The 19,213-nt window shown below is 65.2% G+C and carries 18 protein-coding genes; 9 read left to right on the top strand and 9 right to left on the bottom strand.

Annotated elements, in window-relative coordinates; genetic code table 11:
• Positions 1 to 23: 23 nt before the first annotated feature.
• Positions 24 to 1,832: an aspartate--tRNA ligase gene (gene aspS / locus AC16JP_RS08770; protein ID WP_484340234.1), complete on the bottom strand. Its 1,809-nt coding sequence runs from the start codon at positions 1,830 to 1,832 to the stop codon at positions 24 to 26.
• Between the two features lie 65 nt (positions 1,833 to 1,897).
• On the opposite strand from aspS, the gene rnd reads away from it, so the two are divergent.
• Positions 1,898 to 3,187 carry a ribonuclease D gene (rnd, locus tag AC16JP_RS08765; RefSeq protein ID WP_484340232.1) on the top strand — a complete coding sequence of 430 codons (1,290 nt, stop codon included), beginning with the start codon at positions 1,898 to 1,900 and terminating at the stop codon, positions 3,185 to 3,187.
• On the opposite strand, the gene AC16JP_RS08760 is transcribed toward rnd, so the two are convergent.
• Both AC16JP_RS08760 and alaS read right to left on the bottom strand, forming a co-directional pair.
• A complete protein-coding gene (locus tag AC16JP_RS08760) occupies positions 3,078 to 4,616 on the bottom strand; it encodes a Ppx/GppA phosphatase family protein (protein WP_484340231.1) in 1,539 nt (512 codons plus the stop codon). The two genes, rnd and AC16JP_RS08760, sit on opposite strands and share 110 nt — an antisense overlap.
• A gap of 2 nt (positions 4,617 to 4,618) precedes the next feature.
• On the bottom strand, positions 4,619 to 7,285 hold the full coding sequence (gene alaS / locus AC16JP_RS08755) for an alanine--tRNA ligase (protein ID WP_484340230.1): 2,667 nt from the start codon (positions 7,283 to 7,285) through the stop codon (positions 4,619 to 4,621).
• Positions 7,286 to 7,527: 242 nt separating this feature from the next.
• Here alaS and AC16JP_RS08750 point away from each other — a divergent pair, with 242 nt between their 5' ends.
• The gene (locus AC16JP_RS08750) at positions 7,528 to 7,989 is read left to right on the top strand and encodes an Hsp20 family protein (RefSeq protein WP_484340229.1); all 462 of its coding nucleotides are present in this window, start codon (positions 7,528 to 7,530) and stop codon (positions 7,987 to 7,989) included.
• Positions 7,990 to 8,072: 83 nt separating this feature from the next.
• Here AC16JP_RS08750 and AC16JP_RS08745 read toward each other — a convergent pair whose 3' ends face one another.
• The 5 genes from AC16JP_RS08745 to AC16JP_RS08725 all read right to left on the bottom strand — a co-directional run bounded on the left by AC16JP_RS08745 (position 8,073) and on the right by AC16JP_RS08725 (position 12,223).
• A complete protein-coding gene (locus AC16JP_RS08745) occupies positions 8,073 to 8,645 on the bottom strand; it encodes a tetratricopeptide repeat protein (RefSeq protein WP_484340228.1) in 573 nt (190 codons plus the stop codon).
• A 91-nt stretch (positions 8,646 to 8,736) separates the two neighbouring features.
• On the bottom strand, positions 8,737 to 9,804 hold the full coding sequence (locus tag AC16JP_RS08740; RefSeq protein ID WP_484340227.1) for a 5-(carboxyamino)imidazole ribonucleotide synthase: 1,068 nt from the start codon (positions 9,802 to 9,804) through the stop codon (positions 8,737 to 8,739).
• Complete coding sequence (gene purE, locus AC16JP_RS08735) at positions 9,804 to 10,259, bottom strand: 5-(carboxyamino)imidazole ribonucleotide mutase (RefSeq protein WP_484340233.1); 456 nt, start codon at positions 10,257 to 10,259, stop codon at positions 9,804 to 9,806. The genes AC16JP_RS08740 and purE overlap by 1 nt, the downstream gene beginning before the upstream one ends.
• Positions 10,260 to 10,383: 124 nt before the next feature.
• Complete coding sequence (gene gpmA, locus AC16JP_RS08730) at positions 10,384 to 11,070, bottom strand: 2,3-diphosphoglycerate-dependent phosphoglycerate mutase (protein WP_484340226.1); 687 nt, start codon at positions 11,068 to 11,070, stop codon at positions 10,384 to 10,386.
• Positions 11,071 to 11,086: 16 nt separating this feature from the next.
• Positions 11,087 to 12,223 (bottom strand): M14 family metallopeptidase, encoded by a 1,137-nt coding sequence (locus tag AC16JP_RS08725; RefSeq protein WP_484340225.1) that lies wholly within the window; start codon positions 12,221 to 12,223, stop codon positions 11,087 to 11,089.
• 121 nt (positions 12,224 to 12,344) lie between these two features.
• Between AC16JP_RS08725 and ykgO the strand changes: the two genes are divergently transcribed.
• Both ykgO and AC16JP_RS08715 read left to right on the top strand, forming a co-directional pair.
• On the top strand, positions 12,345 to 12,470 hold the full coding sequence (ykgO, locus tag AC16JP_RS08720; protein WP_004210176.1) for a type B 50S ribosomal protein L36: 126 nt from the start codon (positions 12,345 to 12,347) through the stop codon (positions 12,468 to 12,470).
• Between the two features lie 13 nt (positions 12,471 to 12,483).
• The gene (locus AC16JP_RS08715; protein ID WP_484340224.1) at positions 12,484 to 13,128 is read left to right on the top strand and encodes an HAD-IA family hydrolase; all 645 of its coding nucleotides are present in this window, start codon (positions 12,484 to 12,486) and stop codon (positions 13,126 to 13,128) included.
• A 10-nt stretch (positions 13,129 to 13,138) separates the two neighbouring features.
• On the opposite strand, the gene pgi is transcribed toward AC16JP_RS08715, so the two are convergent.
• A complete protein-coding gene (pgi, locus tag AC16JP_RS08710; protein ID WP_484340223.1) occupies positions 13,139 to 14,677 on the bottom strand; it encodes a glucose-6-phosphate isomerase in 1,539 nt (512 codons plus the stop codon).
• Between the two features lie 135 nt (positions 14,678 to 14,812).
• Here pgi and lepB point away from each other — a divergent pair, with 135 nt between their 5' ends.
• The 5 genes from lepB to parC all read left to right on the top strand — a co-directional run.
• The gene (gene lepB / locus AC16JP_RS08705; RefSeq protein WP_484340222.1) at positions 14,813 to 15,529 is read left to right on the top strand and encodes a signal peptidase I; all 717 of its coding nucleotides are present in this window, start codon (positions 14,813 to 14,815) and stop codon (positions 15,527 to 15,529) included.
• Positions 15,522 to 16,202 (top strand): ribonuclease III, encoded by a 681-nt coding sequence (gene rnc / locus AC16JP_RS08700; protein ID WP_484340221.1) that lies wholly within the window; start codon positions 15,522 to 15,524, stop codon positions 16,200 to 16,202. The genes lepB and rnc overlap by 8 nt, the downstream gene beginning before the upstream one ends.
• On the top strand, positions 16,192 to 17,097 hold the full coding sequence (gene era / locus AC16JP_RS08695) for a GTPase Era (protein WP_484340220.1): 906 nt from the start codon (positions 16,192 to 16,194) through the stop codon (positions 17,095 to 17,097). Before rnc ends, era begins: the two co-directional genes overlap by 11 nt.
• Positions 17,098 to 17,109: 12 nt before the next feature.
• On the top strand, positions 17,110 to 17,832 hold the full coding sequence (recO, locus tag AC16JP_RS08690; protein WP_484340219.1) for a DNA repair protein RecO: 723 nt from the start codon (positions 17,110 to 17,112) through the stop codon (positions 17,830 to 17,832).
• Between the two features lie 26 nt (positions 17,833 to 17,858).
• The coding region (parC, locus tag AC16JP_RS08685) for a DNA topoisomerase IV subunit A (protein WP_484340218.1) at positions 17,859 to 19,213 on the top strand (1,355 nt) is incomplete at its 3' end.

Here is a 19,213-nt window from a genome sequence, read left to right as displayed (position 1 = left end):
CCCCCCTGCCCCGCATCAGGCCTTCAGCCCTTGGGCGGAAGCGCGTGGCGGATATGCAGTTCGCGCATCTGCTTTTCCGAGACGGTGGACGGCGCGTTCATCATCAGGTCTTCGGCCTTCTGATTCAGCGGGAACAGCGTCACCTCGCGGATGTTCGGCTCGTCGGCCAGCAGCATGACGATGCGGTCGACACCGGGCGCCGAGCCGCCGTGCGGCGGCGCACCATAGCGGAACGCATTGATCATGCCGGGGAAATTCACATCAACCTGTTCGCGGGTGTAGCCGGCGATTTCGAACGCCTTGTACATGATTTCCGGCTTGTGGTTGCGGATCGCACCCGATGAAAGCTCAACCCCGTTGCAGACGATATCATACTGATAGGCAAGGATATCGAGCGGCGGCCGCGTTTCCAGCGCCTCCATCTCTCCCTGCGGCATCGAGAAGGGATTGTGCGAAAAGTCGATCTTGCCGGTTTCTTCGTCTTCCTCGAACATCGGGAAGTCGACGATCCAGCAGAAGCGATAGGCGTTCTGTTCGACAAGGCCCAGTTGTTCGCCGATCCGTGTGCGGGCTGCGCCCGCAAGCTTGGCCGTCGGCAGTTCCTTGCCAGCCGCAAAGAAGCAGCCGTCATCCGGGCCGAGGCCCAGCGCCGCATAGAGGGCCTTCATCCCATCTTCGCCGTGATTCTTGGCGATCGGGCCGCCGAATTCGCCGCCCTTGCGGGTGACGTAGCCAAGCCCGGCGTGCCCTTCGGAACGCGCCCATTCGTTCATGTCGTCAAAGAACTTGCGGCTTTTTTCAGCGGTAGCCGGTGCCGGAATTGCGCGCACCACGCCGCCATTGCCCACGATCTTTTCGAACAGGCCAAAGCCGCTCGTCGAAAAATGTTGCGTCACGTCTGCAATCAGCAACGGATTCCTGAGGTCGGGCTTGTCGGAGCCATATTTCAGCATGGCTTCACGGAACGGAATGCGCGGGAAGGCGCCATCGGTAACCGCCCACGGCGCTTCGCGGTTCCATCCCGCAAATTCGCGGAACACGCCCGCCAGCACCGGTTCCAGCGCCTGAAACACGTCCTCTTGGGTGACGAAACTCATCTCGAAATCGAGCTGATAAAATTCTCCGGGGGAGCGGTCGGCGCGGGCGTCCTCGTCGCGGAAGCAGGGTGCAATCTGGAAGTAGCGATCGAAACCGGCCACCATCAGCAACTGCTTGAACATCTGCGGCGCCTGCGGCAGCGCGTAGAACTTGCCGGGATGCAACCGGCTGGGAACCAGAAAGTCGCGCGCGCCTTCCGGCGACGACGCCGTCAGGATCGGCGTCTGATATTCGATGAAGCCCTGTTCCTGCATCCGCTGGCGAAGCGAAGCGATCACCTTCGATCGAAGCAGGATGTTGCGGTGCATCTGTTCGCGGCGCAGATCGAGGAACCGGTAACGCAAACGGATGTCTTCGGGATAATCCGCTTCCGAGGCGACGGGCAGCGGCAGTTCGGCCGCTTCCGACTGCACGGTCACGGCCCGCACGCGCACCTCGATGCCGCCGGTGGGCAAGGTGGGGTTGATCGTCGATTCCGAACGGGCGACCACTTCGCCGTCGATCGTCACCACCGATTCAACGCGAAGCCGCTCCAGAAGTTCAAGATGCGGCGATCCGGCGGCCGCCACCAACTGCGTCAGGCCGTAATGGTCGCGCAGGTCGATGAACAGCACGCCGCCGTGATCACGCTTGCGGTGGATCCAGCCCGAAAGCCGGACATTCTGCCCGACATGGACGATGTTGAGGGCGCCGCAATCATGCGTACGGTAAGCGTGAGATTGGGTGTTGGTCATGGCGAGGGGGTGAAGGCCCAAGCACCCCCTTTTGTCAAGCGCGCGCCGCTTCGCTATCGGGAATCATGCAGATTCACCCGCTGGTAAACGACTCAGAAACTCTCGCCGTGCTGTGCGAGCGCCTGAAGGCCCACGACACCATATGCGTCGATACCGAGTTCATGCGCGAGAACACCTATTATCCGGAATTATGCCTGGTGCAGGTGGCAAGTGCCGAAGATGCGTTCGCCTTCGACCCACTGGCCGACGGGCTGGACATGTCGCCGTTCCTGACACTGCTGGCGGATGATTCGCTGCTGAAGGTGATGCATGCCGGCGGGCAGGACATCGAAATCTTCGTCAACCTGACCGGCAGAGTGCCGGCGCCGCTGTTCGATACGCAGGTGGCGGCAATGGCACTGGGGATGGGCGAACAGGTAAGCTATGCCAACCTCGTCGCGCATTTTACCGGACATCAGGTCGACAAGGGCGCCCGCTTTACCGACTGGGCGCGACGGCCTCTTTCCGAACGCCAGATCCACTATGCGATCGGCGATGTCACCCATTTGTCCGATCTGTTCCCGAAGATGCTGGCGAAACTGCGCAAAACCGGGCGCGGCCAGTGGCTGGACGAAGAAATGGCCCGCCTGTGCGATTCCGCCTGCTATACCGCCAACCCTGATACTGCCTGGCAGCGGCTGAAACTGCCCAACCGCAAGCCGGAAGTATTGGGCCGGCTGAAGGCGCTGGCGCGCTGGCGCGAACAGGAAGCGGCGTCCAAGAACGTTCCTCGCGGGCGCATCGTGAAAGACGAAACGCTGGCCGACATCGCGGCGGCCCCACCGGCCACGCAGTCGGATCTGGCGCGCGTGCGTGGGCTTTCGCAGGCCTGGGCCACCAACAACATCGGCCAGCGCATGCTGACTGCGATCGCCACCGCCGCACCGCTTTCCGACGAGGAAATGCCCGCGCGCGATCACCGGCCCGGATTGTCGTCTGATGCGTCGCTGGTGGCTGATCTGCTGAAACTGCTGCTGAAAGTCCGCGCCAAGGAGGCAGGCGTCGCCCCACGGCTGATCGCGCGTTCCGAGGATATGGAGATGCTGGCGGGCGGTGTGCGCGAGGGGCTGTCGATCCTGCAAGGGTGGCGCTACGAACAGTTCGGCAAGGACGCGCTGGCGCTGGTCGATGGGCGGCTTGGGTTCTCGGTCAGGGGCGGCCGGATGCGGATGCGCGAGCTGGAACGCGAACCGGCGCCCGACGACGCTACGGTGCCAGAAGAAGTTCCGGCCGAAGCCCCAGCGCTTCCGCCAGTTGCCGATGACGGCGCGCCACGGCCTCGCCGTAGAGCGCCGAAACGTCGCGCTGAAGGATAAGCGACAGGGTTTCGCCGTCTGCCCTGCGTTCCAGCCGGGCTTGCGCGAGGATTACCGCAACCCCGCCGCCAAGGCGTTGACCCAGCCGCAATGTCAGGCCCCACCGCCGCGACAGCGCCAGTTGTTCATCAGTCGCCAGCCGCCCCAGCAACTGTTCGTGCGGCCCCGACGACGCGCCGCCGTTCACCACCCACAACGCGTTCGCCAGCATGGCGCGTTCGGCAGCATCTATGCCAACCCAGTTTCCATGCAGGGCGCGGTCCATCCCGTCTTCTGCGCGCATGTCGGGGTGGGCGCGCCACGATGTATCGGCCAACAGGCAGGCCGCATGGCGGAGCCTGCGAAGCGATGCGGTTTCCCCGGCGAACAGCCCGTCGCTGAAGGCCAGCAGCGCGTCGCCCGCTGCACCATCGGTGCCATCCGAGAAGCGCCCCGAACGCAACGCCGAATCGCGGGCCGAAGCCAGCAGCGGGTCTTCCAGCCGGGCATCGGCTGGCAGCGCCTGAAACAGCAGCCCTTCGCGAAGTCCGAACGCCGAGGCGACGATGCTCTCGCTCTGGAACCGGCGGGTCACGGCGCGCAAAAGTGCGGCCGCGCCCGGCAGTTGCGGTGCCCGCGACGACGATATCGACGGAATGGCCTTCAAGGATTTGACGGAATAATGCGCGAGGCTGCGGACCAGCCGATCGGCCGCATCGACCGGCATCCGGTATTGATGGATCACCGGCAGCGGCCAGTCGCACATGTGCATGTGCAGTTGCGCCAGCGCCCGCCAACTGCCGCCAACCGCATAAAATGGCCGCCCATGCCCGACATCGGCCCAGTCAAGGCGCTTCAGGCCTTCATCGATCGACTGCACCAGCGCTGGACGGCCCGCTTTGCGGGCAAGATCAAGCCCGATCGCGCCCAACGGCAGCGACAGGCGTTCGTGGATTTCGCCGTTCTGAACCCGCGCGAGTTCGAGCGAGCCGCCACCCAGATCGCCGACGATGCCGTCGGCGTCGGGGATTCCGGCGATCACGCCCAGCGCGGCACCGCGCGCTTCGGTTTCACCATCGATGATTTCGATCGCCAGCCCGGTTTCCTGCAGGACGCGGGCAGCGAAGGCCGGGCCATTGCGGGCGTTGCGAACGGCCGCAGTCGCCACAATGCGAACGCTGTCGACAGCCATCGCTTCGCACAGCAGCGCGAACCGCGCCAGCGCCGCGACGGCAACATCCATCGACTGCGCCGTAAGTTCCCGGCCATCGACCAGCCCGCGGCCAAGCCCGGCCATCACCTTTTCGTTGAACAGGGCTGCCGGATTACGCGCAAGGCCGTTGTAAACGACCAGCCTTACCGAATTCGACCCGATGTCGATGATGGCGATACGCGGGGTGGCCCCGGCAAATGGCACAAGTGCGGCCGGTTGAACCGACTGCGTCGCCATGGTCAGGCCGCGACGCCCAGCCCGGCCATGGCTGCCGCCTTGACGGCTGCTATCGCTTCATCGCCACGGACGCCATCGGGGCCGCCGCCCTGCGCCATGTCGGGCCGGCCACCACCACCCTGCCCGCCCAGCACCGCAACGCCTGCGCGCACCAGATCGACGGCCGACAGCGTGGCCACCAGATCGTCGGTCACGCCAACCGCAATCGCCGCGCGGCCTTCGTTCACCGCCACCACGACAGCGATTCCCGATGCCAGCCGCGCCTTGGCTTCGTCGACGAGGCCGCGCAGCGCCTTTGCCTCGACGCCTTGCAGCAATTGGCCGATGAAGCCTGCATTGCCGATCTGCTCGGCCTCGGCGCCCGCCTTGGCCGGCCCGGCAAGCGCCAGCGCCTTTTTGGTTTCAGCCAGTTCCCGTTCGAGCTTTTTCACGCTGTCGGCCAGCGCACCAACCCGTTCGGGCAGTTCTTCCGGCCGGGTGCGAAGCGCAGCCGCCGCCGCCTTCAGCAGCGCTTCCTGCCCGGAGAGATGCTGCAACGCCGCTTCGCCGGTCAGGGCCTCGATCCGGCGCACGCCCGACGATACCGCCGATTCCGAAAGAATGCGGAACAACGCGATGTCGCCCGTAGCCTGCACATGGGTTCCGCCGCACAGTTCGACCGAATAGGACCGGCCGGTGTCTTCGGCGCGGCCCATCGACAGCACCCGCACCTCGTCGCCGTATTTTTCGCCGAACAGCGCCAGCGCCCCGGCTTCAATCGCGGCATCCGGCGTCATCAGCCGGGTGGAAACCGCCTGATTGGCGCGGATTTCGGCATTCACCTGCTGCTCGATGGCGCTGATTTCGGCGACCGTCAGCGCCTTGGGGTGCGAAAAGTCGAAGCGCAGTCTGTCTGCCGCGACCAGCGATCCCTTTTGCGCCACATGGCCGCCCAGCACCCTGCGAAGGGCCGCGTGCATCAGGTGCGTTGCCGAATGGTTCGCGCGAATGGCGGCGCGGCGGTCGGCATCGACCACGAGGTCGACGACGTCGCCGACCTTCAGCACGCCAGACGCCAGACGGCCGACATGCGCATGCAGCTTGCCCAGCGGCTTTTGCGTGTCGACGACGACAAAGCGTGCATCGCCCGCCGCAATCGTGCCGGTATCACCCACCTGCCCGCCGGATTCGGCATAAAACGGCGTCTGGTTCACGAGAATGGTTACTTCGTCACCAGCCTTTGCGGCTTCGACTTCGGCGCCGTTCTTCAAGATCGCCAGAATTTCGCCCTGCGCCTGTGTTGCAGCGTAGCCGATGAAATCGGTCGTCCCCAGCCGTTCCGCCAGATCGAACCACAGGCTGTCGGTGGCGCTGGCGCCGCTTCCGGCCCATGCCGCGCGTGCGCGCGCCTTTTGTTCGGCCATCGACTGTTCAAAGACTGCCCGATCGACGTGCAGGCCCTGCGCCTTCAGTGCGTCTTCTGTCAGATCATAGGGGAAGCCATAGGTATCATAGAGGCGAAACGCGACGTCGCCCGGCAGTGTGGCGCCCGGCTTCAGGCCTGCGGTTGCTTCGTCCAGCAGCTTCAGACCCTTGTCCAGCGTCTGCCGGAAGCGGGTTTCTTCAAGCTTCAGGGTTTCCGCGATCAGCGGTTGCGCGCGCACCAGTTCGGGGAATGCGCCGCCCATCGCACTGACGAGCGACGGCACCAGCCGGTGCATCAGCGGTTCGGATGCTCCCAGCAGATGCGCGTGGCGCATGGCGCGGCGCATGATCCGGCGCAGCACATAGCCGCGCCCTTCGTTTGCAGGCAGCACACCATCGGCCACCAGAAAACCCGCAGCGCGCAGGTGATCGGCAATCACCCGATGCGAGGCGCGGGTCGAGGGCGCATCAGGGTCGGTTCTGGTCAGCGACGCGGATTCGCCGATCAATTGGCGGAACAGGTCGATGCCGAAATTGTCGTGCGTGCCCTGCAGAACGGCCGCGATCCGTTCGAGGCCCATGCCGGTGTCGATCGACGGCTTGGGCAGATCGAGACGCGTTCCGTCCGGCTGCTGGTCGAACTGCATGAACACCAGATTCCAGATCTCGACGAAGCGGTCGCCGTCTTCGTCGGCGCTTCCGGGGGGGCCGCCTGCGATGTGGGCGCCGTGATCGAAGAAGATTTCCGAACAGGGACCGCACGGGCCGGTATCGCCCATAGACCAGAAATTGTCGCTGGTTGCGATGCGGATGATGCGATCGTCTGGCAGGCCGGCGATGCGCTTCCACAGCGAATGGGCTTCGTCGTCGGTGTGATAGACGGTCACCAGCAGCCGGTCTTTCGGAAGCGCGAAGGTTCCCGTCAGCAGGCTCCAGGCAAGTTCGATCGCGCGTTCCTTGAAATAGTCGCCAAAGGAAAAATTCCCCAGCATTTCAAAGAAGGTATGGTGACGCGCGGTATAGCCGACATTGTCGAGGTCGTTGTGCTTGCCGCCTGCGCGCACGCACTTCTGGCTGGAGGCCGCCGTGCTGTAAGGGCGCTTTTCAAGCCCGGTGAAGACATTCTTGAACGGCACCATGCCCGCGTTGACGAACATCAGCGTCGGGTCATTCTGCGGCACCAGCGGTGCGGACGGCACGATGCTGTGGCCGGCGCCCTGAAAATGGCCAAGAAATGCGGATCGGATATCGGCGGTCGAAGTCATGCGCTGGTCGTCTGCCCGTTATGCGTGGTGCCTTTCGGCACGAAGCCCGGCGCCAAGGCGCCTTCGCGCCCCATTAGGGAAGCCTGCCCTGCATGTGCAAGGAAAACCGGCCCCTTGAAACCGCCAGACAGTGCCCCAAATGCAACAGTGCAAACGCAGCAGCCTGACGAGGGGCTGTGTTCGCACTGCCCGGCCACGATGGCGGGCAAACTGAAATCCGTTGCTTTGAAAGGATGGACAACATGCGTTCCAATTTCGACTTCACCCCCTTCCTGCGTTCGTCGGTCGGTTTCGAGAATCTCAACCGGCTGATCGAAAGCGTGGCGCGCGCCGCCGAAGGCGATGTCAGCTTCCCGCCCTACAATATCGAGAAGCTGGGCGACGACGCCTATCGCATCACCATGGCCGTGGCCGGCTTTTCGCGTGCCGAGCTTGACATCACCGTGCAGGAAAACACGCTGGTGATCTCGGGCAAGGCCGCCGACGAGGCGCAGCCAGCCGAGCGCACCTTCCTGCATCGCGGCATCGCCAAGCGCGCATTCGAGCGCCGCTTCCAGTTGGCCGACGTCATCAAGGTGACCGGTGCATCGTTCGAGAACGGTCTCCTCAACATCGAACTCCAGCGCGAGGTGCCCGAGCACAAGAAGCCGCGCAAGGTGGAGATCAGCGAGGACGCCGAACTGATCGAAGGCAAAGCCGCCTGAGGTAGCCAAAGCCGCGAAGCGCAAGGAAAGGGGCCGGGAAACCGGCCCCTTTTCAGTTCATCGGCGCCGGTTGCCGCCCGGACCTATCCCCGCCCGAGTTTGCGGCGCTCGACGGAAAACCGCTTCAGTTGTTCCAGCGGCTCGTCCCAGCCGGGCCTTGCGGCGGCGGCGGCGCTGTAATCATCGAACGCGGCGCGCGCATCGCCGACCATCTCGTAGGCGATCGCCCGGATATAATAGGCAACCTCCAGCCGCGAGGGGTTCATGCCGATCCCCTGCGTCAGCTCGTCGATTGCCTCGCGGTCGCGCCCGCCGCGATGCAGCAGCGCGATCCCCAGATTGACGTGCGCCTCGGCCAGCTTGGGCTCGATCCGGATCGCGGCGCGATAATCCTGCATCGCCATTTCCAGATTGCGGGCCTGCATATAGACGATGCCCCGGTTCACCAGCGTCGCCGCCCGGTCCCGAAGCGGTAACGCCTCCTCCAGTGCGCGCGAACAGGTCGTCAGGCCTTCGCGCGTGTCGCGCTTCAGTTCGGCCGCCAGAAAGCACTCACGCCCCAAGCCGCCCCCGACGATGCTGATCGCGGCATTCGACGGTGCAGCAAGAAAGCCCGACGCCAACAGAGCCGCCCCAAGGATTGCATGGTTGCGCATGCTGTTCTCCTTCCCTTCGAGCACGAAGGATAGCAGATTTTACACCCGGCGGTGAGTGAAAATGCGACGCAAACCCAGCCGCCGAAAAACCTCAGCGCGTGATGTAGGTGACGTGCCCCATCTTGCGGCCGGGAAGCGCATCGCGCTTGCCATAGAGGTGGAGGTGCGCTGTCGGGTCCGCCAGAATATCGACCCAGCGGGCCACGTCGTCGCCCAGCAGGTTCCGCATCACCACCTGCGGCGCGACAAGGCCGGCCGGCCCCAGCGGCAGGCCGCAGATCGCGCGCACATGCTGTTCGAACTGCGATGTCCGCGCGCCCTCGATCGTCCAGTGACCGCTGTTGTGAACGCGCGGCGCCATTTCATTGAAGACGGGGCCGTCCGCGCAATCGAAAAATTCGCAGGCGAGAACACCGACATAGCCCAGAGCATCGGCGATCCGCACGGCAAGGGCGGTTGCCTCTTCGATGTGGGTGGGCGGAAGGCCGGTTGCGGGCACGCGCGATTCGGCCAGAATGCCGTCCTCGTGGTGGTTCTGGCATGCCGGATAATGCACTTCGCTGCCGTCCACCCCGCGCGCAACGATGATCGAAAATTCCGACGCGAAGCGGACGAACCCCTCCAGAATCAGTTGCTGCCCGCCGAGGTCCTGCAACGCGGTTTCGGCGCTGGCCGAGGTGTCGATCCTGCTCTGGCCTTTGCCGTCATAGCCGAAGCGCCGCGTTTTCAGGATCGCGGGCGCGCCCAGTTCGCCCAGCGCTTCGTGCAGTTGTTCCAGCGTATCGACGGCGCGGAACGGCGCAGTCCGCCCGCCAAGCCCCGTAACGAACCGCTTTTCCGACAGACGGTCCTGGGAAACCTTCAGCGCAGCCGAACCGGGGCGCACCGGCTTCAGCCCCTCCAGAAACGCGACGGCGTCGGCAGGCACATTCTCGAACTCGTAGGTGATGACGTCGCACGTCCGGGCAAACGCCGCGAGCGCTTCGCGGTCGTCATAGTCGGCGCGGAGGAAACCTGCGGCGACATCGGCCGCCACCAGTTCTCCCTCGGGCGCGAACACATGGACGCGATACCCGAGCGGCGCCGCCGCCAGAGCCAGCATGCGGCCCAACTGCCCGCCGCCCAATATTCCGATGGTTGCTCCGGGTGCGATCCGCATCAGGCAGGGCTGTCGGCGACGTTGTCGGTCTGGGCCTGCCGCCACGCCTGCAACCGCTGGCTCAGGCCTTCGTCCGCTGTTGCAAGGATCGAGGCAGCCAGAAGCCCGGCGTTCACCGCCCCTGCCCGCCCGATCGCCAATGTGCCAACCGGCACACCCGCCGGCATCTGCACGATCGACAGCAGCGAATCCTGCCCCGAAAGCGCAGCCGACTGCACCGGCACGCCCAGCACCGGCAGATGGGTGAGGCTGGCAACCATACCCGGCAGGTGCGCCGCGCCGCCGGCGCCCGCAATGATCACTTTCAGGCCGCGCGAGGCGGCGCCTTCGGCATAGGAAACCATGCGGCGCGGCGTCCGGTGCGCCGAGACGATGCGAACCTCGTGCGCGACGCCCAGCGCCGACAGCATGTCGCAGGCGTGGCGCATCGTCTCCCAGTCCGAGGCGCTTCCCATGATGACACCAACGTGAATCGTCACTTGCCCGTCCCCGAAAATTGCTGCGCGTCGTGACTGCCCGGCCCGCCGCATGCTGCCCGGACCGCTGCTCTATAGGTGCCGAACCTTTGTTGGCAAGCGCTCAGCCGACCGGCAGGAACTGGCGACCGACAGCGTTCTGCCCGGCATCCAGCGTATAGACGATCGGCACACCCGTCGGAATCTCGAACTCGACGATCTCGTCGTCGGAAATGCCCGACAGATGTTTCACCAGCGCCCGCAACGAGTTGCCGTGCGCTGCGATCAGCACCCGCCGCCCGGCCCGCAGCGCCGGAAGCACCAGTTCCTCATAGGCGGGCAGCACCCGTTCGATGGTGTCTTTCAGGCTTTCGGCCGCCGGCACCGCCAGCCCGGCATAACGCCGGTCAGCCGACACGTCATATTCCGCCCCCTTCTGCTGCGGCGGAGGCGGAACATCGAAGCTGCGACGCCAGATCTTCACCTGCGCATCGCCATGGCGGGCGGCGGTTTCGGCCTTGTCCAGCCCGGTCAGCCCACCGTAATGCCGCTCGTTGAAGCGCCAGTCCTTGGTGACTGGCAGCCAGAGCGAACCCATCTCCTCAAGGACGAGATTGAGCGTCCGGATCGCGCGCGACTGCATGCTGCTGAAGCAGGCGTCGAACTCGAAGCCAGCCGCCTGCATCGCGGCGCCTGCGGCGCGCGCTTCCTCGACGCCCTTCGCTGTCAGGTTCACGTCCCACCAGCCGGTGAAGCGGTTTTCCAGATTCCACGCAGACTGACCATGGCGGATAAGAACAAGTTGCGACATGATTTCAGTATATTCCCTAGCGTAGTTCGTCTATGACATCAGCAAGCGCTGCAAGGCATGCGCGGGCAAGCGTGCCCGACCTTCCGGGCGACCAGCCGGTATCCGGGGCTGGCAGATCTTCGGCGTCCTTGAATGGCATCTCCAGCGTAGCCGACACGCAGCCAAAGCGTTCCGCCAGTTGATTTGTCGCCATCGTCAGGTTGGCCTTGCCCGGCGCCGAAACCGCATAGCCGACACGGCGCTGGAAATCGCGGCTGTGCAGCAGCAACTGTGCCTGATAGCGATCCAGCAGTTCCAGTTGCCGCTTGCCGATCGAGGGAATCCCCTCGAAGCCGGCGATGAATACGTGCGGCAGGGCTTCGTCGCCATGCACGTCCAGCGCGAAATCGACGCCCGTTTCATCCATCCGGTTGCGGACGGCCAGCACTTCCGGCGAGCGTTCGGCCGTGGGATTGGCCCATTCCCGGTTCAGGTTTGCACCGGCGGCGTTGGTGCGCAGATGGCCGCGCCTCGAACCGTCGGGGTTCATGTTCGGGACGATGTGCAGCCGCGCTTTGGCAAGCAACGTCCGCGCGACCGGCGACGACGGATCGGTCAGTTCGGCAAGTGCACCTTCCATCCACCATTCGGCCATGCTCTCGCCGGGGTGCTGGCGGGCGAACAGCCAGACCTTGCGCGGGCCATCGCCCATTTCCAGGCAGTCGATCGGCTGGCCGTCGAGAGAAGTTCCAAGCACCCTTGCCACGACACCCGGATGCTGCGCCGTGCGCGCAATCAGGTCGTGGTGGCGCTCCATCGAATAAGGCGCGAAATATGCGCACCAGAGGTTGTCTGCCGTGGGCGTGACGGTGATCGTCAGCGTGCCGCCTTCGGCTGCGGCGTCATAGCCTGTATCGGCCTGGCGCCAGTGTTTGCGATCGTCCGAGATGCGGGCGCGATAGCCCGGCCAGCCGCCCGGATAGGCGGACTGTTCCAGCCCGACGATGTCCAGCCGGACTGGGACACCTCTGGCGCCGGACAGGCGGAAGTGGAACCACTGGAAGAATTCGCCGCCCGCATCGATACGGATCTTCAGGCGGAAATGCGCGGGGCCAAGCGCTTCGAGCAGTTCGATATTGCCCGAATCGAAGGCAGAGTTGATGGTGATGGCCATAGCGGAAACAGCACCTAGCAGCCCGTCTGCGCCCCTGCAAAGAAGCGCCTGACGGCTTGACTTGGTCGCGTTGCCGCCCTAATCGCCGCCCTCGCTATTCGAATTCCCCTGGGGTAAAACCATGAAGATCCGCAACAGCCTGAAGTCGCTCAAGGGGCGGCACCGCGACAACCGCGTCATTCGCCGCCGTGGCCGCACCTACGTCATCAACAAGACCAACCGCCGCTTCAAGGCGCGTCAGGGCTGACAATCAGCCCGTGGTGAAGCCGGCGGCCGCGCCCTGCCAGCAGGCAGCGGTGTGGCCTTTGGCCGTTGTATGGGACGTGGGCCACGTCCTCTATGACTGGGATCCACGCTATCTCTATGCCAAGCTGATCGCCGACCCGGCGCGGCTTGACTGGTTTCTTGCCAACGTCGTCACCCGGAACTGGCATTTCCAGCATGATGCCGGCCGTCCGTTCGCTGAAACCTCGGCGGAACTCATGGCGTTGTTTCCCGACGAATCCGACCTGATCGCCGCCTATGGCCCGCGCTGGATGGAAACGATCCCCGGCCCGGTAGCAGGAACACATGAAATCGTTTCGCGGCTGGCGGCCGCCGGTGTGCGGCAATACGGGATCACCAACTTCTCGGCCGAATTCTGGGACATGTTCCGCCCGTCGGCCCCCATCTTCGACCACCTGAGCGACATCGTCGTCTCGGGCCGCGAGAAGCTGGTGAAGCCTGACCCGGCGATCTATGCACTGGCGCAGCAGCGCTTCGGGCTGGGCGCAGGCCACGCCATCTTCATCGACGACAATGCAGCAAACGTCGAGGCGGCGCGCGCGGCGGGCTGGCACGCGCACCACTTCCGGAACGCCGAAACGCTGACGGCGGATTTGCAGGCGCTGGGCCTGCCGGCCTGACCGGCGCAGGCTACCGGTTCGCCAGACCCAGCCCTGCTGCCCGCATCAACGCGTCGGTCGATGGATCGAAGCCCTGCGTGTCGCCTTCTGCCAGCCGGTTGGCCACCGCTTTCCCCAGTTCCACGCCCCACTGGTCGAAGCTGTTCACCCCCATCAGCACGCCGGCGCAGAAGGTCCGCGCTTCGTAGAAGGCCAGCAACGCGCCAAGGCGGCGCGGCGTAAGCTCGTCGATGAGGATCGTCGTCGAGCCGCGATTGCCGGGAAAGCTCCGCGCGCTGGCCAATGTTTCGTCTGCACCGGAGTCGGCCAGCGCTTCGGCCTTTGTCCGCCCCTTCAGCAGGGCCGCGCCCTGCGCAAAACAGTTCGCCAGCAACAGCCGGTGGTGGATCGGGCTGAGGTCATGGCCGGGCCGGATCGTGGCAACGAACTCGATCGGGTCGGCGTGGGTTCCCTGATGCAGCAACTGAAACACCGCGTGCTGCGCGTCGGTGCCGGTGCCGCCCCAGCTTATTGCTGCCGTATTGAACGGCAGCGGCGTTCCATCCCGCGCGACCGACTTGCCGTTGCTCTCCATCTCGAGTTGCTGGAGATAGGCCGGCAACAGCCGCAGACGCTCGTCATAGGCAAAGATCGCGCGCGTCGGGTGCGATGCGTGGCAGGCGAGCCAGACATCCGCCATCGCCGCCAGCACGGGCACGTTCGCTGCGAAAGGCGTGTGCATGAAATGCCCGTCCATCGCGTGGGCACCATCGAGGAGTGCAGTGAAACTGTCCGGCCCGGCGCGGATCGCCAGCGGCAGCCCGACCGCCGACCACAGCGAATATCGCCCGCCCACGGTTTCGGCGAACGGCAGGATCGCATCTATACCGGCGGCCGTGGCGCGCGCCGGGGCGGCAGTCACGGCGATCACCCGCGACAGCGGATCGGCAATGCCGGACTGCCGCAGCCAGCCAAGCGCCGTTTGCAGATTGGTCAGCGTTTCCTGGGTGGTGAACGTCTTGGAAACGGCGATCAGCAGCGTGTGCGCCGGGTCGCATGCGGAAAATGCCTGCGCCAGCGCCGCGCCGTCGATGTTCGCGGCCACATGTACCTGCGGCCCGTCTGCGCCACGGCCCAGCGCATCGACCAGAAGCTGTGGCCCCAGGGCCGAACCGCCGATGCCGATGTGGATGACATGGCGAATATCGCCGAACCCGCCCGAGCGGACCCTCCGGGCCATGGCGAGGACATCGTGCAGCCCGCCCCGCGTTGCCGGATCTCTTAGCGCCATGTGGGTGGCGGCGCGCCCCTCGGACGGATTTACCTGCCCGCCGGATGCCAGCCGCGCCCGCCACGCCGAAAGGTCGGCGGCCAAGGCGAGTTCCAGCATTGCCTCGACATGCGCCGCTGACAGCGGAAGCTTGCTGAAATCGAAGTAGATGCCGTCGACATGGTGGGCCATGGCCGCAAGCCGGCCGGGTTCGGCATCGAACAGATCGGCGATACGGGGGGCGGGCCGGCTGGCGAGCGCGCGAAGGGCAGCCCAGGCGGAACTCTTATGTGGAAGCATGGTGTCTTCCTAGGCATTTTCGTCTTCCGGCGCGAGGGGCTTCCGCACCACGCCCGGACTTGACAGCGACGCACTCGACGGGCCACGCCGAAACCCATGCAAAAGGGTAGCCCCCTTACAGAAGCGCGATCGCCGGTGCCCGATGCCGTCCGCCTTGCCCACCGGCAATCGGGCGAACGGCTGCTGGTGCGCGTCGCCAGTTTCCTGAAGCTTGCGGGTGTGGCGATCGTGGGCGCGCTTCTGGTTCGCACATTCATCGTGCAGCCGTTCATCATCCCCTCTGGCTCGATGTCGCCACTGTTGCAGGTTGGCGATTATGTACTGGTGAACAAAGCAGCCTATGGCTGGACCCTGGCGTCGTTGCCGCTGGCGCAGCCGCCCGGCGCCGGAGAGGGAACACCCGGCCGCCGGATCGCGAGCCGCCCCGTAGAGCGCGGAGACGTGATCGTCTTCGTTTCACCCGACGGTCAGGATTATGTGAAGCGCATGATCGCACGAGAGGGCGAGCGCGTCGCCATGCAGGGCGGGTTGTTGTTCCTGAATGGGCAGCGGGTCGAATGCGCGCCGCTTGGTGATGGGCTTTGCCGCGAAATGCTGCCGGGAAAATCTGGCCATATCGTCCGCGAGATCGGCAGCGGCCCGCTGTCGGACATGGCCGAGATAACGGTGCCCGCCGGCCACTATTTCGTGCTGGGCGACAATCGCGACCACAGCGCCGACAGCCGGCTGCCCAGATCGGCAGGCGGCATGGGCATGGTTGCCGAAAATCAGGTGATCGGTCGCGCTTCGCGGGTTTTCTTTTCCACCGGGCAGGGCATCCGCTGGAAGCGGATCGGACAGAGCATTGGCTGACCCCCCCCGCGACGACGCCATTGCCCAATGGGCGAAAGACGCGCTGGGGCTGCGGTTTGCCAACCCGGCGCTGCTGCGGCAGGCCCTTACCCATAAAAGCGCCGGCCCCGCCAACTATGAACGGCTGGAGTTTCTGGGCGACCGGGTGCTTGGCCTCGTCGTTGCCGAATGGCTGTTCCACGATTTCCCGACCGAACCCGAAGGCAAGCTGACGCGCCGCTTCCACCAGCTTGTCAGCCGCGAAAGCTGCGCTGGCGTTGCGCGCCGGATCGGGGTGCAGAACGTGGTGCTGCTTGGCTTGCAGGCCCGCTCCGACGGCGGCGCCAACAGCGACAACATCCTTGGCGATGTGATGGAGGCGCTGATCGGCGCCGTCTGCATCGATCAGGGGATGGACGCCGCAGAGGCACTGATCCGCCAGAACTGGACTGGCGCCACAGCCTCGTCCGAGGCGCCGAAACATCCGAAGATGCGTCTGCAGGAATGGGCAGCTGCCAACAGCCTGAAATCCCCGGTCTATCGCCTGCTCGGGCGCAGTGGGCCGCACCACAACCCGCGCTTCAGCGTAGAGCTGGAAATCCTGACCTTCCCGCCGGTTTCGGCCGAGGGCGGCTCGAAGCAGGAAGCCGAAACCCGCGCTGCAAGCGCTTTCCTGGAGGCCCATGCCGACTGAACCGCAAACCCGCTGTGGCGTCGTCGCCCTGATCGGGGCGCCCAATGCCGGCAAATCGACGCTGGTGAACGCACTGGTCGGCCAGAAGGTCGCGATCGTCAGCCCGCGCGTCCAGACGACACGTGTGCGCCTGACCGGGGTTGCGATGCAGGGCGACACCCAGTTGCTGCTGGTCGATACGCCGGGGATCTTCACGCCGCGCCGCCGGCTGGACCGGGCGATGGTCGCCAATGCCTGGGAAGGCGCCAGCGACGCCGATATCCTGCTTGCGATCGTCGATGCGAAGGCAGGGCTGCGCGAAACCGTTGCCGAACTTCTGGAATCGCTGTCGCAGCGGCCCGGCAGGCGCTGGCTGGTGCTGAACAAGGTCGATATCGCCGACAAGGGGCGGCTGCTGGCGCTGGCGGCGGCGACCAACGAAAGCGGCGCCTTCGAGCAGACGTTCATGGTGTCGGCACTATCGGGCGACGGCGTGCCCGACCTGAAGGCCGCCCTGGCAGATGCGATGCCGGCCGGGCCATGGCTGTTTCCCGAGGATCAACTGTCGGACGCACCGGCAAGAATGATGGCGTCGGAACTGGTGCGTGAACAGCTGTTCCTGCAACTCGGGCAGGAACTGCCCTATGCCACAGCAGTCCACTGCGAGAAATTCGAGGAACGCCGCGACGGGTCGGCGGCGGTGCACGCGCAGATCTTCGTCGACCGTGAAAGCCAGAAGGCGATCGTCGTCGGCGCACGCGGTGCGCGGATCAAAGCCATCGGCGAAGCGGCCCGCGTGGAAATGGAAAGCCTGCTGGGCAGGCGGGTGCATCTGTTCCTGCACGTCAAGGCCAAACCGGGCTGGGCCGAAGATCGCCATAGCTGGCGTGACCTCGGCCTCGACTGGGTCGACTGAGCCAGCCACCCGATGCAGCATTTCAGCGGCGAGGCCATCGTGCTTTCCGCCCTGCCGCACGGGGAAAACGGTGCCGTCGTGCGGTTTCTTTCGGTTGGTCAGGGGTTGCTGGCTGGCTATGTGACTGGCGCGCGCAGCAGAAACCGCCGCGCACTGCTGCAACCGGGAAACCGCGTGCACCTGGTGTTGCGCGCACGCACCGAAGGGCAACTGCCTGCGGCCAACGTGGAACTGGTGGAAAGCCGGGCGCTTATCGCGTTCGAGGGCTGGGCTGCCGCCATTCTTGCCTATGTGTCGGCGCTGACCGCAGCCAATCTGGCCGAAGGCGCGGCGAACCCGCGTCTGGCCGTCGCGCTGGACGCGCTGCTGGCCGGGCTTGCCGCCGGAATGGATCGTACGAACGCGCTTGCCGTGCTGGCAAGATACGAACTGCTGCTGCTTGAGGAATCCGGGTTCGGGCTGGACATTGGCGTATGCGCGCTGGGCGGCCCGGCAGACGATCTTGCCTACGTCAGCCCGACGAGCGGCCGCGCCGTAAGCCGTTCCATGGCGGCAGGGCAGCCCTGGCAGGCGAAGCTGCTGCCATTGCCGCAATTCCTGCTGCACGAAGGCGGCGCGACAACGCCCGAGATCAGCCTCGGACTGGCGCTGACCGGCCATTTCCTTGCCGTCCACAGAATGTGCGCCGAACGGCTGGAGGCTTTGCGGGCGCGGGCAGTCGCGGCGTTGCCCTGAAGATATTTGCCGCTTAAGGCTTGCGCATGACCACCATCGACGAACCGGGAATCGTCGAAACGCCGTTCGACGCGGCGCTTTCCGAACGCTATCTCGTCTATGCCCTGTCCACCATCACCGCGCGCTCGCTTCCCGATGTGCGCGACGGGCTGAAGCCTGTGCATCGGCGCCTGCTGTGGGCGATGCGCCTGCTGAAGCTGGACCCGGCATCCGCCCCCAAGAAATGCGCGCGCGTTGTCGGCGATGTGATCGGCAAATACCACCCGCATGGCGACACTGCGGTCTATGATGCGATGGTGCGTCTGGCGCAGGATTTCGCGCTGCGCTACCCGCTGGTCGAGGGGCAGGGAAACTTCGGCAACATCGACGGCGATAATGCCGCCGCCATGCGCTACACCGAAGCCAAGCTGACGCGCGCCGCCATCCTGCTGATGGAAGGTGTCGACGACGACACCGTCGCCTTCCGGCCCACCTACAACGGCGAGGAAGAAGAACCCGAAGTTTACCCGGCGGCATTCCCGAACCTGCTGGCGAACGGCGCCACCGGAATCGCAGTTGGCATGGCCACATCGATCCCGCCGCACAACGTGGCCGAGATCGCTGCTGCCGCAACGCTGCTGATCGACGACCCGGCGGTCAATCTGGCGAACCTGATGGCGCTGATGCCCGGCCCCGATTTCCCGACCGGCGGCATCATCGTCGAATCCCGTGCAAGCCTGATCGAAGCCTATGCCAGCGGCCGCGGCAGCGTCCGCCTGCGCGCGCGCTGGACGCAGGAAGACCTTGGCCGTGGCACATGGTCGGTCGTCGTCAGTGAAATCCCGTGGGGCGTGCAGAAGGCAAAACTGATCGAGCAGATCGCCCAGCTTATTGCCGACAAGAAGCTGCCTATCCTGGAAGATATCCGCGACGAATCGGATGCGGAAATCCGCCTGGTGCTGGAGCCGCGTTCGCGCAACGTCGATCCGCAACAACTGATGGAAAGCCTGTTCCGGCTGACCGATCTGGAAACGCGGGTATCGATCAACCTGAACGTCCTCCTGCCCGACCGGACGCCGCGCGTTCTTGGCCTGCGCGAACTGTTGCAGGCCTGGCTCGACCATCGGCAGGACGTGCTGGTCAAGGCGAGCCGGCACCGGCTGGCCGAAATCGCCGACCGGCTGGAACTGGTGGCGGGCTATATCATCGCCTTCCTGAACCTCGACGAGGTGATCCGGATCATCCGCACCGAGGATGAACCCCGCCCCGTGCTGATGGCGACGTTCCAGCTTACCGAACGGCAGGCCGAAGCGATCCTCAACATGCGGCTGCGGTCGCTGCGCCGCCTTGAAGAAATGGAATTGCGCCGCGAACAGGAAAAGCTGACCGCCGAGCAGACCGA

The sequence above is a fragment of the Sandaracinobacteroides sp. genome, assembly GCF_057137845.1.
Note: the sequence above shows the minus strand (reverse complement) of the source record. Positions and strands in the feature narration are given on the sequence as shown.

Coding starts and splice junctions, on each gene's coding strand:
- era (WP_484340220.1), top strand. CDS start 16,192: ATGCCGACTGAACCGCAAACCCGCTGTGGCGTCGTCGCCCTGATCGGG.
- AC16JP_RS08760 (WP_484340231.1), bottom strand. CDS start 4,616: ATGGCGACGCAGTCGGTTCAACCGGCCGCACTTGTGCCATTTGCCGGG.
- alaS (WP_484340230.1), bottom strand. CDS start 7,285: ATGACTTCGACCGCCGATATCCGATCCGCATTTCTTGGCCATTTTCAG.
- purE (WP_484340233.1), bottom strand. CDS start 10,259: ATGGGAAGCGCCTCGGACTGGGAGACGATGCGCCACGCCTGCGACATG.
- recO (WP_484340219.1), top strand. CDS start 17,110: ATGCAGCATTTCAGCGGCGAGGCCATCGTGCTTTCCGCCCTGCCGCAC.
- AC16JP_RS08740 (WP_484340227.1), bottom strand. CDS start 9,804: ATGCGGATCGCACCCGGAGCAACCATCGGAATATTGGGCGGCGGGCAG.
- pgi (WP_484340223.1), bottom strand. CDS start 14,677: ATGCTTCCACATAAGAGTTCCGCCTGGGCTGCCCTTCGCGCGCTCGCC.
- aspS (WP_484340234.1), bottom strand. CDS start 1,832: ATGACCAACACCCAATCTCACGCTTACCGTACGCATGATTGCGGCGCC.
- AC16JP_RS08750 (WP_484340229.1), top strand. CDS start 7,528: ATGCGTTCCAATTTCGACTTCACCCCCTTCCTGCGTTCGTCGGTCGGT.
- AC16JP_RS08725 (WP_484340225.1), bottom strand. CDS start 12,223: ATGGCCATCACCATCAACTCTGCCTTCGATTCGGGCAATATCGAACTG.
- AC16JP_RS08745 (WP_484340228.1), bottom strand. CDS start 8,645: ATGCGCAACCATGCAATCCTTGGGGCGGCTCTGTTGGCGTCGGGCTTT.
- gpmA (WP_484340226.1), bottom strand. CDS start 11,070: ATGTCGCAACTTGTTCTTATCCGCCATGGTCAGTCTGCGTGGAATCTG.
- ykgO (WP_004210176.1), top strand. CDS start 12,345: ATGAAGATCCGCAACAGCCTGAAGTCGCTCAAGGGGCGGCACCGCGAC.
- rnd (WP_484340232.1), top strand. CDS start 1,898: ATGCAGATTCACCCGCTGGTAAACGACTCAGAAACTCTCGCCGTGCTG.